We start from the raw sequence: 16,747 nt of genomic DNA on the forward strand, positions 1-16,747 counted from the left end.
TGGCAAGAGAGTGCATTATGCCGGTTGTTCCACCTACTCCCAAATCAACCTCTTCTCTTTTGAAAAACGGCTTTTTTGCCACCCAAGAATATACACAAGAAGCAAGAACTGACCCGCCCAACAGTATGGTTACATCCTCATGTCTTGGTAACTCACTCCAGGTCATCCACAACATCATGGCGCACGCCACAATTTGCAGAACCAAAATTATCACTGTGACTTGATAAATTACCTTGCAGGATATTTGAAACTGTTTTTCTGTCATTACCTGTGACCAAAACTGTATTGACTAACGCGCTTTATCATCAGCGATATCACTCATCGTCTGTATCAGGCGCGGACTGCGTTTCATCATAAACGGCCTGGGTCATCTTTTCAGTGCCGGCGCCGTAAATATTCTTCGTCCATTCAATAAATTCTTTGGAATAAATACCCGTGTTTTGAATGCTTCCCTTCACTATGGATGCCGCACTTTGTCCAGCCAGAAACGCTCCTCCTTGTACAAGCGCACCGGTTAAATCACCATCATTGATCTTTCCGGTTACATCCGACCCCGTAATTGCTAACGCCACCCCACGACAGGGTCCGGCTAATGGATGAAGGGCGCACGTATCAACGAAGGCGCGAGCGGTATTCCCGATAAATTCAGCCCGGGCGATGGTCTCCGGATTCTTCGACCAATCAACACTTTCCAGGGTGGCCACCAGATCATTCAATTGGCGCTCAATAAGGTCATCCGTGAGGTCGCCTCTAAACTTTTCACGGGTTCTGGGGTCTTGCAACAGCTCAAAAGCCGCCGTCATCTCATCCAATTGTGGGCTGCAATCACTGCCTACCACGCGACAGTCATCCAGCGGGGCGTTTTCTTGCAGGCCATACAGGAGCTGATGCTCCACCAGTCGGCGTATTAGCGCCGGATCCAGTTCCGAGTCATCCGCGGTTAACCGTTCCAGCTCCTGATTGATGGAACGTGTGGTCAGATAATTATTTAGCACCTCATTTACCGCAGCGGCGCCACCTTGTGTGCCGCCGGTGGCTGCACCGGCGACGGTGCTGGCGAGTGCGGCGAGGCCATCGGCCAGGGTGTCGTCGAGTCCGGCTTCATTGAGGACATCGGCCACGGCGGGGGTGCTGAGGGTGCCCACGGCAGCCCCCGTGGCGCCTGCCGTGCCGCCCGTCAGCGCGCCGATAGCGGTGTGGGCGGCCAGGCGCTGGGTGCCGTTGTCGCCCCAGTCGCGTTGGAGCCGGTCGGCTTGGGCATTGAGTTGGCCGGCGCGTTCTGTGTCGCCAGCGGCTTGGGCCTGTCGGGCGTGCAGCCGCAGGGCGCGTTCTTCTTCACGCTTGGCCTGGGCCAAATCACCGACCAGTTGACTGGCCTTTGACCCAAATTCCTGTGTGATGGCTGCCTGGGCCTGGACGTCTTGCTTGACGCTTTCCGCATCGAAGATCGGTTCAATGCCAGTGTCCGCGTCGCCGGTTCGGGCGGCTTGGTGGCCTGCCAGGCCGCTGATGGCGGCAACCGTGGTACTGCTGGCATTGCCGTCGACACGGCCCGTGCCGATGCCGGAGAGCCCGGCGCCGTCTTCGCCGGTGCTCAAACCAATGCTAGCGCTGTCGGCATCGACGCTGGCGCGGTTGGCGATGTCGGTTAGGGTGAGCGCGCCGCTGTCGATGGCGTCGCGTGCACTTTGCCCGGCGGTGGAGAAACGGTTGAGGTCGTTGTCGATCGCAGTTTGTGTGCTGGTGATGGCGCCACCGGTGAGGGAGGTGGTGCCTTCGACGTTAACCTGGAAGCCGCCGTCACCGGCGCGCAGGCCGCTTTGCTGCTTGACGCTTTGATAGTCGCCGTCGATCTGGGTCCGGCTGGCATTGAGGCTGGCACTGGGTTGGCCTGCGCCGATCAGCGGGACGCTGGCACTGAACCCGCTGCTTGAGTGGCGTTCGTTGTGAGTGGCCGTGTCCTGCAGGCTTGCAATGCTCAGGTCGCCCCCGATATTCGTGGTGATTTGCGGGGCGCTGACAACCGCGCCTTGCAGGGTGGTGTCACCACCGCTGTTGAGGATGACCTGGTTGCCTGCGGTGACCTGGGTGTTGGTGTAGGTGGTGCTGTCGCTGTTGCCGTGGCCCTTGGCGCGGCTGGCGTCCAGGTTGAGGGCGATGCCGGGGCTGCCACCGTTCATGCCGATGCCCAGGCCGATGCTGGCACTGCTGCTGTTGTGGCTGCTGCGGTGGGAGGCGGTATCGGCACTGGCCAGCAGGTTGATGTCCTGGGTGGCGTTGAGGAGCGTCTGGTTGCCCGCTTCCAGCTTGCTGCCTTGTACGGTCAGGTTGCCGGCGTGGAGGGCGAGGTTGTCACCGGCCGCGAGGGTGGAACCTCTGGCAGTGTTGCTGAGCGCGGTGCTGTTGCTGTGGCTTTGACTCGACCCCAGGCTGACGTTGAGGGTGAGATCCGTTCCCTGCCCGCCTTGTAGCTGTTGCTGAATATCACTCACCGCGAGGGCGCTGTTGGCCGCCGCAAGGGCTTTCATGCGCGGGCTGCGGGTGTCACCCGCGGCCTGGAGCTGGCCTTCGAGGCGTTGGGCGGTGTCCACCACGGGGTTGCTGAGCGACACACTCAGCCCGCTTTGTTTGAAGCGGTGTTCGGTCTGGTGGGTGGTGCTCTCGCGGCCTTCACGGATATCGACCGTGTTGGCGCCGATCAGGATATCGCCCGCCGGGGCCAGCACGTCGCTGCCGACCTGGGTATAGGTGTCGCCCGCGCTCAGGGTGACATTGCCGCCAATGCTGCCCACGGTGCTGGGGGCGGCGAAGGTGGCGGTGCTGGTGGCATCGCTTTGCTGCTGCTGGCTGCCAATCGTGAAGCCGAAACCACCGCTGAACAGGCCGCTCTTGCGGGTATCGGTGAAGTGGCTTTCGCTCAAGGTGTGTTGCGCAGCGTCAAGGGTGAGATTGCCCCCGGCATGAATCCCCAGATCCTGATCGGCCAGTACGTTGGCGCCGTTCAGGTAGATGTCCTGGCCACTGGTCATGGCGACCGTCTGGCCGCCCAGCTCGCTGGCCAGTGCCTGGGTGCTGAGGCGGCTGGAGCGGGTGATCGTCGTCTTGCTGGAGAACAAGCCACTACTACTGGTTTGACGACCTTCCGCCAGGCTGTCAAGGCGTTGCCCCGCTTCAAGGGTGATATTGCCGTCGATGGCGTTCACCGCCAGGGCGCCCTGTGCATCAATCTCCGCGGCACGCAGGTTGATATCCTGCCCGGCATTGAGGCCTACGGCCCCCTCACCGGTGATAACGGTGCCGATGTCTTCACTGTGGCGTTGGCGGTTGTAGTTGTTCGTCCCCCAGTTGAGGTCGTGGCTTTGGCCAATCTCCACGGTGTCGAGGTTGATGTCGCCACCAGCGTTGAGCTGGGTCACCCCGCTGCCGATGTTGTGCAGCTCGGCCGCGGTGAGGTTGATCGACCCACCGGCACTTGCCAGCAGCTCACCCGCTTCGCCATTGACATACAGCCCGGCCACACGGTCGATGCCTTGCAGGCTGAAGGTGTTGCCGTCGGTTTCGTTGGTAGCGCTGTGGGTGGTGGTCGTGATGTTGAGATCACGCCCGGCCTGCAGGGCCATGCCAGTGTTGGCCGCAACGCTGCCACCTTCGATATCGATGTCCTTTCGGGCATTGATCAAGGTGATATCACCCTGGAGGTGGCCGCTGTTGGAAAGGTTTCGGGTACTGATGTCGACCATCTTGCGCCCGGCAATGGTACCGCTGTTGTTGAGATCACCGCTCAGTGCCAGGTCGATATCACGGGCACTGATAAGAGTGCCGTCATGGCCACCCAACAGCTCGCCATTGGCAGCCAGATCACCCTGGCGTGGGGCCAGGTAGACCTTGGGCATCAGGGCGGTGGTGGTGCTGCCGTCGGGTAGTTGTACGGCTTGCGTGACCAGCCAGACGATGTCGTTGGTGAGCTGGGCTGTTTGTGCCGCTGTCAGCGCAATACCTGGGCGAAGGTTGTGTTCATGCGCAAAGGCCGATCCCGCATTCATCAGGGCCGCATATTGCGCATCATCACTGCTGTAGTCGCCCAGGAAGCGATAGCCGGTGAGCGCAGCGACTTGCTCGCGAATGAGCTTTTGCTCATAGAAGCCATCGCCCAGTCGCTTTTGAGTATGAGCAGGATCGAAGGCCAGGGCCGAAAGCAGGTACTCACTGGAAAGCCACTGGCGGTGGTCGGTAAATTGTGGGTCGGTTTCCACTAAATAGCGCGCGTTGACGCCAGGATCAATGGTGAAGAGGCTGCTGTTCGGCAACAACAAGGCGGGGCCGGTTTGCGTCCCCAGGCCCACTGTCGCCCGAGCCCTCTGGCTGGGGTTGGCGCGATCGAGAGGCGTATGGTCAAGGGAGATCCCAGCGGCTCCTTGAGTGGCACTGCTAGGGGTGTTGGCACTCAATGATGCACCTCTCGCCCCTTGGGAAGCCGTGTTCACGGCGTTAGCGCTGTTGGTGACATTGCCTGAGTTGTCGGCACTGAACGATGTGCCGGTCGCCCCGTGGGCATCCGTATTCACCGCATTGGTGCTGTTGGTGACGTCGCCTGAGTGGCTGGCACGGAACGATGCTTCAGTGGCCCCATTGGTGTCGGTGTTCACCGCGTTGGTGCCGCTGATCGCATTGCCTGAGCTGTTGGCACTGAACGATGCGCCGGTCGCCCCGTGGGCCTCTGTGTTCACTGCATTGGCACTGCTGGTTGCATTGCCTGAGCTGTTGGTACTAAACGCAGCTTCGGTAGCCCCGTGGGCTTCCGAATTCACGGCATTGGCACTATTGCTCGCATAGCCCGGGCTGTTGGCATGGTCGACGGTTGCGGCATTAACAGATGCTTGAGTCACCGCTTGGCTATCAGTGCTGACCGCGCTTGTTCTATCACTGGCCTTATCGACCCCATTCGCGACGTTGCTGGCATTTTGCTCAGCGAGTGTGGAAGCGGTGGTACTGGTATCGCCAATGCTGACGCTACCGGCTATCCCCAGGTCGGCTTTATCACCTGCATAGGTGCCACTGCCCGAATAGGCAGTGTTTTCCCGAACTTCGCCAATGCCAAGGCCGATGGTGGTGGTTTCGTCAGGCGGATTATAATCCCCTAAATCTTCCCAAGAACGTATCCTGTATGTCGCCCCACCGTACATAGAATCAGTGTGACCATTTGTTATCCGTCTGATTGTGGATTCCCACAACAGGCCTTCCGTACTCACACGCTTTTCGCCCATAGCCCCCTGATTTTTCAAGTTCCCGAGATCACCGTGCAGGGCTCGCCCCACGATAATGCGACTTTTATCGTTGAGCAGGTCTTTACCTCGCAAAGTCAGGTTACCACCTGCCATGATCTGGCCCGGAGCGCTGGACACTACAGTGCTTTCGTACTCTTTACGCTCAAGCAGGTACTGTTTCCACTCGCTGATCACTGCCTCGCCAGACCCGTGGTAATAGACGTAGTCGCCTGCAAGATTCACGGAGGGGTCCGCATCAGGATAACCGGCAACATAACCTTCAGGTCTCTCATCCTGTACCCAGACAAGCGTTCCTCCATTCAACTCCTTACTCCAGCCTATGGGCGGCGTCAATATTATCTCATCATCATCGATGATAAACTTTGCACTCGAACCTTCGGGTTGGATCATGGTCATCTCGGTCGTACCAAGATACGCCTCTTCAATAGCGAAGTACTCATTGGTATTGCGCAAAGTATCGGTCGCCAGCACCATGTTGCCCAGGCTCTCGATCGTGGCGCTGTTGTTGTTAAGTATTAGCGCGTTGGAAGTTCCGTCCACCACGGCGCGATAGAAAGGAGAGAGAGTGCCACCGATGGCCATATCTCCTGCGCTGAAGATCAGCGCATCCTCACGGTTGGTGATGTCTTTGGCACCAATATCCAGCCGCTCACGTGCGGCAATGGTCGCCGCTTTCGCCTGACCACCCACCGTTTCCTCACGGTTAGTCAGCGTATCCGCCTTGATCGCAACTCGGTCGCCATAGACTCTCCCGCGGCCTACGTTGTCCACCGTGCGGCTACTGATACGCGTGTCAGTCCCATTGATCAGGCCCCGATTGGTAACGCTGCCCCCACTCGTTTGTGTGGTGTCTAGCGAGGTGATGCCCAGACTTTGCAACTCGCCGCTGGATTGGTTGCGAATCTCATCGGCGCGCACGATGAGGCCACGCCCACCCTCCCACTTTCCGGCATTGTCAAAGGTGTTGCCACTAGTGTCACCATGCAGCCGTAAGCTCAAGACGCCTTCAGTAGTCACTTGCTGACCACTGGCGGTATTCAGGTCACCAACCAGATCCAGTGCCATATCGCCGCCGCTTTCCAGGGTACCGTCCAGGCCCAGGGTATTGGCCGTGATAGCGACAGAGGCATCGGCCGAAGCACTCTCGTTATTCGCCACGATGACGCCATCGGTATTGCTGATGATCAGGCTGCGCTTACCCGGGCGGGTGTCTGAACTGGGCACACCATCTTGTAGGTCAAGATGACGCTGAGCATTGAGCGTGCCATGCGTGTTGTTGATGGAATGGTCGGCTGTGATGGTGAGGTCGCGCCCAGCCAGCACTTGTCCTTCGGTGTTATCGAGGGAGTCGGCATTGATCTGCACGTCATCCCCTACAATACCCTGGGCGTCTCCGCTGGTCTGACGATTGTTGACGATGTCAGCGCTTAGGCTGATAGCAGCATTGGACTGAACAATGCCGCCAGTGTTGAGAATGTCGGCGCGGGTCGAGAGATTCATGTCGCCTTGGGCTAGAATCTCACCACTGATGTTGTTGATGCTTTTGCTATTGGCGTTGATATTAAGTTCGGTAGCCGCCGCCATCAGGCCGTCGGTGTTTGTCACGCCGTTGGCGTTGAACGTGAGACTGCCTGTCTTGGAAGCCAGCGCACCGTATTCGTTGCCAAGCGCACCATCGGCCTGGAGCGACAGCCCTTTCTGGGTGACGACATTGGCCTGGGAGGTGTCGAGATCACCTCGAGCGATGATATCGGCGTTGTAGGCACTGGCCTGGCTGTTGCTCAGATTGAGCGCGTCACCCTCCAGAGACAGGCGCCCTGCGGCCAGGTTGTTGCCGGTGGCGCTCAGGTCACCGGTGGCGGTGACGCTGAGCGCGCCGCTGTCCTGGGTGAACGCTTTCAAGGTGCCATCTTCGTTCAGGCCTGCGGCCAGGGTGCCGTTGCTCTCGACCCGGACGGCGTGGATGGCTAGATCATCTGCCGCCGCGAGGATGCCGGTATTGGCGAGCACCTCGGTGTCGAGGGTGGCACTGCTGCCTGCGTAAACGGTGCCACCCATGTTGTTCAGGATCTGAGCCTCAATGTTGATATCGTTGCGGGTAATGAAATTGGCAATGTCAGCGTCAAGCGTACCTTTCGCCGTGACATGAGCATCGAAAGCACTGGTCTGACTCTCGCTCAGATCGAGAGAGTTACCCTGCAGCGTCAGCGTGCCTGCGGCCAGATTGTTGCCGGTGGCGCTCAGGTCACCGACAGTGGTCACTCGTAATGCAGCACCGTTAGCACCAAACGCATTGAGACTACCGTCGGCATTCAGCCCCCCCGCCAGGGTGCCATTGCTACTGACGCTGGTAGCGTCGATGGCCAGATCACCCGCTGCGGCGATGGTGCCTGTGTTGGTGAGCGCACCGGTATCGAGAATGGTATTGCCGCCCGCGTAAACGGTGCCGTCGTTGTTGCTAAGGGCTTCGCCGAGGGTGACCTCGAGCTCATTGCCCGCCAACAGTCTACCCTGGTTGTTCGTCAGGCTACGCGCTTGCACGCTCAGGTCATCCTGCTGGCTGGACAGGGCGCCCTTGGTGTTATCAAGCGCGCCACCGGCCAGGAGCGACAGCCCTTCTTGGGTGACGACATTGGCCTGCCAGGTGTCGAGATCACCGCGGGCGATGATGTCGGCGTTATTGGCACTGGTCTGGCTATTGCTTAGATCGACATAAACACCATCCAGGGTCAGGTGGCCCGCGGCCAGGTTGTTGCCGGTGGCGCTCAGGTCTCCGGTGGAAGTAACGTGGAGCGCGCCGCCGTCGCCGGCGAACGTCTTCAGCGTGCCATCTTCGTTCAAACCAGCGGCCAGGGTGCCGCTACTCGCAACACGTGTGGCGTCGATGGCAAGATCATCCGCCGCCGCGAGGGTGCCTGTGTTGGTAAGCGCACCGGTATCGAGAATGGTATTGCCGCCCGCGTAGACAGTGCCGTCGATGTTGTTCAGGTTCTGTGCCCAGATACTGATGTCATCTCGGGTAATCAGCCTGGCATTGCCAGTATTTAGCATGCCCTTCGCGGTGACGCGAGCATCAAAGGCACTGGTCTGGCTGTCGCTCAGATCGACATGGTCACCGCTCAGGGTCAAGCGGCCCGTTGCCAGGTTGTTACCGGTGATGCTCAGATCTTCGGTGGCGGTGACGCTGAGGGCGCCGACGTCGTCGGCGAACGCCTTCAGCGTGCCATCTTCGTTCAGACCTGCAGCCAGAGTGCCGCTACTCGCAACATGTGTGGCATTGATGGCTAGATCATCCGCCGCCGCGAGGGTGCCGGTATTAGTGAGAGCATCAGAGTCGAGGGTGGCATTACCTCCGGCGTAGACGGTACCGTCGATGTTGTTCAGGTTCTGTGCCCAGATACTGATGTCATCTCGGGTAATCAGCCTGGTATTGCCAGTATTTAGCACACCATTCGCGGTGACATGAGCATCAAAGGCACTGGTCTGGCTATCGCTCAGATCGACCGTGTTGCCGTCCAGCGTCAAGCGGCCCGCCGCCAGGTTGTTACCGGTGGCGCTCAGATCTTCGGTGGCGGTGATGCTGAGGGCGCCGACATCGTCGGCGAACGCCTTCAGCGTCCCATCTTCGTTCAAGCCAGCGGCCAGAGTGCCGCTACTCTCAATGCTGGCGGTGTCGATGGTCAGATCATCTGCTGCCGCGATAGTGCCGGTGTTGGTTAGCGCGCCGATGCCGAGGGTGGTATTGCCGCCCGCGTAGACGATGCCGTCGGTGTTGCTTAGGGCTTCACTAAGGGCCACGTCTAGGGCGTTACCTGCCAATAACTCGCCCTGGTCGTTCGTCAGGCTCAGCGCCTGGACATTCAAGTCGCTCGCTTGGCTGGACAGGGTGCCCTCAGAGTTATCAAGCACGCCATCAGCCTGAAGCGATAAGCTCTCCTGGGTGACGACATTAGCCTGCCAGGTAGCGAGATCACTACGGGAGGTAATGGCGGCACCATAGGCGCTGGTCTGGCTCTCGCTCAGGTCGAGAGAGTTACCCTGAAGAGTCAGCGTGCCTGCGGCCAGGTTGGTGCCGGTGGCGCTCAGGTCTCCGGTGGTGGTAACGCTAAGCGCGCCGCCATCTTGGATGAAAGCATTCAGCGTGCCATCTTCATTCAGGCCTGCGGCCAGGGTACCGCTGCTATCAACGCTGGCGGCGTCGATGGTCAGATCATTGGCTGCCGCGAGGGTGCCGGTGCTGGTGAGCGCACCGGTGTCGAGGGTGGTATTGCCGCCTGAGTAGAGGGTGCCATCTGTGTTGCCTAGGATTTCACTGAGGGTGATCGACAGGCCGTTACCCGCCAACAACTCCCCCCGATCATTGTTCAGACTCAGCGCCTGCGCGCTCAGGTCGCCTTGCTGGCTAGACAGGGTGCCCTCGCTGTTATCAAGCACACCATCAACCTGAAGCGATAAGCTCTCCTGGGTGACGATATTGGCACTGCCAGTGTCTAGCGCACCTTTTGCGGTGATGTGGGCATCAAAAGCACTGGTCTGGCTCTCGCTCAGGCCGACATGGTCACCGTCCAGAGTCAGCGTGCCTGCGGCCAGGTTGGTGCCGGTGGCGCTCAGGTCTCCGGTGGTGGTAATGCGGAGCGCACCGCCGCCGTCGGCGAACGTCTTCAGTGTGCCATCTTCGTTCAAACCAGCGGCCAGGGTGCCGCTGCTATCAACGCTGGCGGCGTCGATGGTCAGATCATCGGCCGCCGCGAGGGTACCGGTATTGGTGAGCGCACCAGCATCAAGGGTGGCGTTAGAACCCGCGTAGAGGGTGCCATCGGTATTGCTTAGGGCTTCGCTGAGGGTGACCGACAGGTCGTTCCCCGCCAACAACTCACCCCGATCGTTGTTCAGGCTCAGCGCCTGTACGTTCAGGTCGCCTTGCTGGCTGGATACGGTACCCTCAGTGTTGTCGAGTGCGCCTCCGGCCTGAAGCGATAGGTTCTCCTGCGTGACGACATCAGCCTGCCAGGTAGCGAGATCGCTACGGGCGGTAATGGCGGCGTCATAGGCGCTGGTCTGGCTCTCACTCAGGTCGACATGGTCACCGTCCAGAGTCAGCGTGCCTGCGGCCAGATTGGTGCCCGTGGCACTCAGGCCTTCGGTGGCGATGACGCTGAGGGCGCCGCTATCGTCGTCGGCGAACGCCTTCAGCGTGCCATCTTCGTTCAAGCCAGCGGCCAGAGTACCGCTGCTCTCGACACGGGTGGCGTCGATGGTCAGATCACCCGCCGCCGCGAAGGTGCCGGTGTTGGTGAGCGCACCAGCATCAAGGGTGGCGTTAGAGCCCGCGAAGAGGGTGCCATCGGTATTGCTTAGGGCTTCGCTAAGGGCCACCCCAAGGGCGTTACCCGCCAGCAACTCGCCCTGGTTGTTGTTAAGACTCAGCGCCTGCACACTCAGGTCACCTTGCTGACTGGATAGGGTGCCATCGCTGTTATCAAGCGCACCATCTACCTGAAGCGATAAGCTCTCCTGGGTGACGACATCAGACTGCCAGGTGTCGAGATCACCACGGGCGATGAGGTCGGCACGATAGGCGCTGGTCTGGCTATCGCTCAGATCGAGAGAGTTACCCTGCAGAATCAGCGTGCCTGCGGCCAGGTTCGTGCCGGTGGCGCTCAGGTCTTCAGTGGCGGTGACGCTAAGGGCGTCACCGCCTTCAGCAAACGCCTTCAGGGTGCCGTCCCGTTTCAGGCCTGCGGCCAGGGTGCCACTGCTGCCTACGTTGGCGGCATCGATGGTCAGGTCTTCCGCTGCCGCAATAGTGCCGGTATTGGTGAGCGAACTGATGCCGAGGATGGTATTGCCACCCGCGTAGAGAGTCCCATTATTATTGCTTAGGGCTTCGCTGAGGGTGAGCGAAAGATCGTTCCCCGCCAACACTTCACCCTGGTCGTTGATCAGGCTAAGCGCCTGGACAGTCAAGTCGCTCGCTTGGCTGGACAGAGTGCCTTCAGAGTTATCAAGCACGCCATCAGCCTGCAGAGATAAGCTCTCCTGGGTGACGACATTGGCCTGCCAAGTCGCTAGATCACTACGGGAGGTAATGTCGGCGCGGTAGGCACTGGTCTGGCTCTCGCTCAGGTCAGCGTTATCAGCGTCCAGTATCAGCCTACCCGCCGCCAAGTTGGTACCGGTGGCACTCAGGTCACCGGCGGTGGTGACGCTAAGGGCACCGCCGTCTTCGGCGAATGCCTCCAAGGTACCGTCCTGATTCAGGCCCGCGGCCAAGGTGCCACTGCTGCCTACGTTGGCGGCATCGATGGTCAGGTCATCCGCTGCCGCAATAGTGCCGGTACTGGTGAGCGTGTCGGTGTCGAGGCTCGTATTGCCGCCTGCGTAGACGGTGCCCTCTGTGTTGTGCAGGCGGAGAGCCTGCAGGCTCAGATCACCCTGCTCGCTATAGAGAGTGCCCTGGGTATTATCAATAGCTCCGCCAGTTTCGAGATTGGCATTACCGCCCGCGTAGACGGTACCGTCGGTGTTGTTCAGCCTGAACGCCCGAACCCTGAGGTCTCCTTTCTGACTGGATAGGGTGCCTTCGGTGTTATAAAGCGCACCATCAACCTGAAGCGATAAGCTCTCCTGGGTGACGACATTGGTCTGCCAAGTCGCTAGATCACTACGGGAGGTAATGTCGGCGCGATAGGCGCTGGTCTGGCTCTCGCTCAGATCGACATTGCCTCCTGCCAGAGCCAGGCGGCCTGACGCCAGGTTGGTACCGCTGGCGCTCAAATCACCGGTGGTGGTGACGCGCAGCTCAGCACCGTTAGCGCCAAACGTGTCGAGACTACCATCGCTGTTCAAGCCAGCAGCCAGGGTGCCAATGCTATCAACGCTGGTGGCACCGATGATGAGATCATCCTCCGCCGCGAGGGTGCCGGTGTTGGTGAGCGCACCGACCTCGAGGGTGGCATCACCACCGGCGTAGGCTGTGCCGTTGGTGTTGTTCAAAGCGCCACTGAAGATAGCTTCAAGGTCATTACCGGCCAACAACTCACCCTGGGTATTGTTCAGACTCTGCGCCTGCACACTCAGGTCGCCTTGCCGGCTGGACAATGCGCCCTCGGTGTTATCTAGGGCGCCATCGGCCTGTAGGGATAAGCTCTCCTGGGTGACGACATTGGCCTGCCAGGTGTCGAGATCACTACGGGCGGTGATCTCGGCGCTGCTGGCGCTGGTTTGGCTGTCGCTCAGATCGACATTATCACCGTCCAGGCTCAGCGTGCCTGCGGCCAGGTTGGTGCCGGTGGCGCTCAGGTTACCGGCGGTGGTGACGCTAAGGGCACCACCGACGTCAGCAAACGTCTTCAGCGTGCCATCTTCATTCAAACCAGCGGCCAGAGTGCCACTGCTATCAACGCTGGCGGCGTCGATGGTCAGATCATCGGCCGCCGCGACGCTGCCGGTATTGGTGAGCGCACCGGCCTCGAGGGTGGTACTACTGCCCGCGTAGACGGTGCCATCGGTGTTGCTTAGGGCTTCACTGAGGGTGATCGACAGGTCGTTCTCCGCCAACAACTCACCCCGATCGTTGTTCAAGCTCAGCGCCTGAACACTCAGGTCACCTTCCTGACTGGACAGGGTGCCCTTGGTGTTGTCGAGTGCGCTGCCTGCCTGAAGCGATAGGCTCTCCTGGGTGACGATATTGGCACTGCCAGTGTCTAGCGCACCTTTTGCGGCGATGTGGGCATCAAAAGCACTGGTCTGGCTCTCGCTCAGATCGAAATGGTCACCCTGCAGAGTCAGTGTGCCTGCGGCCAGATTCGTGCCAGTGGCGCTCAAGCCTCCGGTGGTGGTGACGCTAAGGGCATCGCCGCCTTCAGCAAACGGCTTCAGGGTGCCGTCCTGATTCAGGCCCGCGGCCAGGGTGCCACTGCTCTCAACGCTGGAAGCATCGATGATGAGATCATCGACCGCTGCGACGGTGCCGGTGTTGGTAAACGCACCAGTATCAACGGTGGCGTAAGAACCCGCGTAGAGGGTGCCATCGGCATTGCGTAGGGCTTCTCTAAGGGCCACCTCAAGTGCGCTACCCGCCAGCAACTCACCCTGATCGTTGTTCAGGCTCAGCGCCTGTACGCTCAGGACGCCTTGCTGACTGGACAGAGTGCCCTCGGTGTTATCAAGCGCACCGTGGGCCATAAGCGATAAGCCCTCCTGAGTAACGACATCAGCCTGCCAGGTGTCGAGGTCACCACGGGCGGTGATATCAGCGCGGTAGGCGCTGGTCTGGCTATCGCTCAGATCGAGAGAGTTACCCTGCAGAGTCAGCGTACCTGCGGCCAAGTTAGTGCCGGTGGCACGCAGGTCTCCGGTGGTGGTGATGCTAAGGGCGTCACCACCATCGGTAAACGCCTTCAGGGTGCCGACCTGATTCAAGCCAGCGGCTAGAGTGCCACTGCTATCAACGCTGGTGGCATCGATGATGAGATCATCGGCTGCCGCGAGGGTGCCGGTATTGGTGAGCGAACCGATGCCGAGGGTGGTATTGCCACCCGCGTAGAGAGTGCCATCGGTATTGCTTAGGGCTTCGCTGAGGGCCACCTCAAGGGCGTTCCCCGCCAACAACTCTCCTTGGTCGTTGATTAGGCTAAGTGCCTGGACAGTCAAGTCGCTCGCTTGGCTGGACAGGGTGCCCCCGGTATTATCCAAGGCGCCGTCAGATTGGAGCGATAAGCTCTCCTGAGTGACGACATCAGCCTGCCAGGTCGCTAGATCACTACGGGCGGTGATCTCGGCGCTGCTGGCGCTGGTTTGGCTGTCGCTCAGATCGACATTATCACCGTCCAGAGTCAGCGTGCCTGACGCCAGGTTGGTACCGCTGGCGCTCAAATCACCGGTAGTGGTGACGTGCAGCTCAGCACCGTTAGCGTCAAATGTGTCGAGACTACCGTCACTGTTCAAGCCAGCAGCCAGGGTGCCACTGCTATCAACGCTGGCGGCGTCGATGGTCAGATCATCGGCCGCCGCGATGCTGCCGGTATTGGTGAGCGCACCGGTCTCGAGGGCGGTACTACTGCCCGCGTAGACGGTGCCATCGGTGTTGCTTAAGGCTTCATTGAGGGTGATCGACAGATCGTTCTCCGCCAACAACTCACCCTGATCGTTGTTCAAGCTCAGCGCCTGCACACTCAGGTCACCTTGCTGACTGGACAGGGTGCCCTCGGTATTATCCAAGGTGCCGTCAGACTGGAGCAATAAGCTCTCCTGGGTGACGACATCAGACTGCCAGGTGTCGAGATCACTACGGGCGGTGATCTCGGCGCTGCTGGCGCTGGTTTGGCTGTCGCTCAGATCGACATTATCACCGTCCAGAGTCAGCGTGCCTGCGGCCAGATTGGTGCCGGTGGCGCTCAGGTCTCCGGTGGTGGTGACGTGCAATTCCGCACCGTTAGCAACAAATGTGTCGAGACTACCGTCACTGTTCAAGCCAGCAGCCAGGGTGCCACTGCTATCAACGCTGGCGGCGTCGATGGTCAGATCATCAGCTGCCGCGAGGGTGCCGGTGTTGGTGAGATGATTAACTACAGCAATATGAGATGTGGCGGATGACTGAATTTCGCCGGCGTTGCTCAGACGTTGAGCTTTCAAGTGGAGCTCACCTTGTGTATAAAGCTGCGCTTTCGAATCCTGGATGTGCTTTGTGCTGCTTAGCGTGGCTGTGTCAGCCAACACAGTCCCACCACTCAGGTTTGCGGTGCCTACCTCTACATTGAGTTGATCAGCCTGCAAGGTGCCGGCGGTGTTTTCAAACCAGTCGCCGTTGGCCTGCACGCCTTGAGCGCGAATGTGGCCAGCATTGCTATGTGATTGGCTTGTACTTATGTAAAGCTCGCCCTCTGCTGCCAGCGTGCCACCTGCATGATTTTCCAAGCTACCACTAGCCTTCACCACCCCTGATGCCAATGGGGCAGCGGATGACTTAGGAACCGAGCTGGGTTGCGGAGTTGAGACTAGTTCTTCAGAAGATTGTGAGCTTTTTTCTTCGTTACCATCTGCTGCTTGCTCTGTAGGTTCCGAGGATTGAAGGCCGGCATTGCCATCTTGTTCAGATAACGCCGCACGCCCAATAAACCCGCCCTGATTATTTACCAAGTTGGTGGCTTTAATGCTAATATCCTGGGCACCACTTTGCCAGAAGCTACCGCTGTTACTTATATCAACAACCTCAACATCCAGACGCTGAGCGTCTATTCGGCCACTGTTATTCAAATCGCTTGCACGTAGATTAGCTTCTAGACCAGCACGTAAATCACCGCTATTTTCGATGGTAGCAGGCTTGCTTCTATTATCCTCATCAAAGCGATTGCCACCACTGTGCAACGTCAAGTTTTCACCGGCGAGCACGCTTCCACTGAAACTTTGGTCTTGCGCAGTACGGATAACCACATCACCTTGATTTGCTTGAATAATACCTGCTGATCTCAACTGGCCATTGGTGTCGATATGGATATCGCCTACGCTGGCAGCCATGGTACCGTGATGGCGCACACCTAGACCAGCTTCCGTGCCTACTAGTCGAATGTGTCCAGCGTACATACCTCCTAATTCACTTACATCCAGTGAAAAAGCTGGTGCCGCAGCAGTGCTTTTCCCAGACTCTTTTTTTATATTCCCAGAGTGAACGTCAATGCTATTTTCACCCGTAACGAGTTCCAAATCCTGCGCATGAACATTCGCGTTTATTTCAATGGAGCGCGCTAAAACACCAGTGTAATCAGTCAGGCTAGCGTCGAGCCCTTTACCCTCAATTCGGATAGTGCCTCGATGTACACGATAACCGTCGAGGCCACCTCCATTCATTGATGGACTACCCGTGGTAAGAGTGGCACGACTGGCATTGATGAAACCAGCACCATCCACCTCAATACCGGCAGGGTTGGCAATAATAACTTCAGCACGCTGCCCACCAACTTCAATAAAACCTTTCAACTGACTAGGGTTATTGCTATTAACTTCGTTGAGGATGACACGAGCTTCACCCTTGGCCAACCACGGGTTTCCCTGCACCCATCCACCGAGCTGGGTCTGCGCATCAATACGACTGTTATTCAGCACTGCCCCTGGCGAGTCAACATCAAACTGTTCGTATGTATTGCGGCTTACCCCGGCACCACTAGGAGTTTGAATGTTTACCAGCGGCACATCGTTAGGGCTACTTAGTACCGTCGGACGCTGGTTGCCTGGCGATTTAGCATCTGGAATAATTTGCGCCTGAGCCAACCCGCTACCCATTGAACACAAAACTACTGCAAAAAAAGCAGCTGCACGCAAAACTACAGCCGCGGAACTCCCCTTAACGGTGCCTAGCCCGATCCTGGATCCTTTGCTTTTTTGCAAAGCGATTTCAGATGCCGCCACGAGACAGCCACGAGTGGAATTGAAGACGAGCCGGTAGAGTTTTTTATTCATTGTTC

Annotated in this window: 1 protein-coding gene; it reads right to left on the bottom strand. The window is 58.8% G+C overall.

What is annotated here, in order from left to right:
- Positions 1–314: 314 nt before the first annotated feature.
- Positions 315–16,742, bottom strand: coding sequence for a two-partner secretion domain-containing protein (locus C6V82_RS08495; protein WP_107164735.1), 16,428 nt, complete (start codon positions 16,740–16,742; stop codon positions 315–317).
- Positions 16,743–16,747 lie beyond the last annotated feature (5 nt).

Origin of the sequence: Halomonas urumqiensis (assembly GCF_003028575.1) — a bacterium.
GTDB classification, from domain to species: domain Bacteria; phylum Pseudomonadota; class Gammaproteobacteria; order Pseudomonadales; family Halomonadaceae; genus Halomonas; species Halomonas urumqiensis.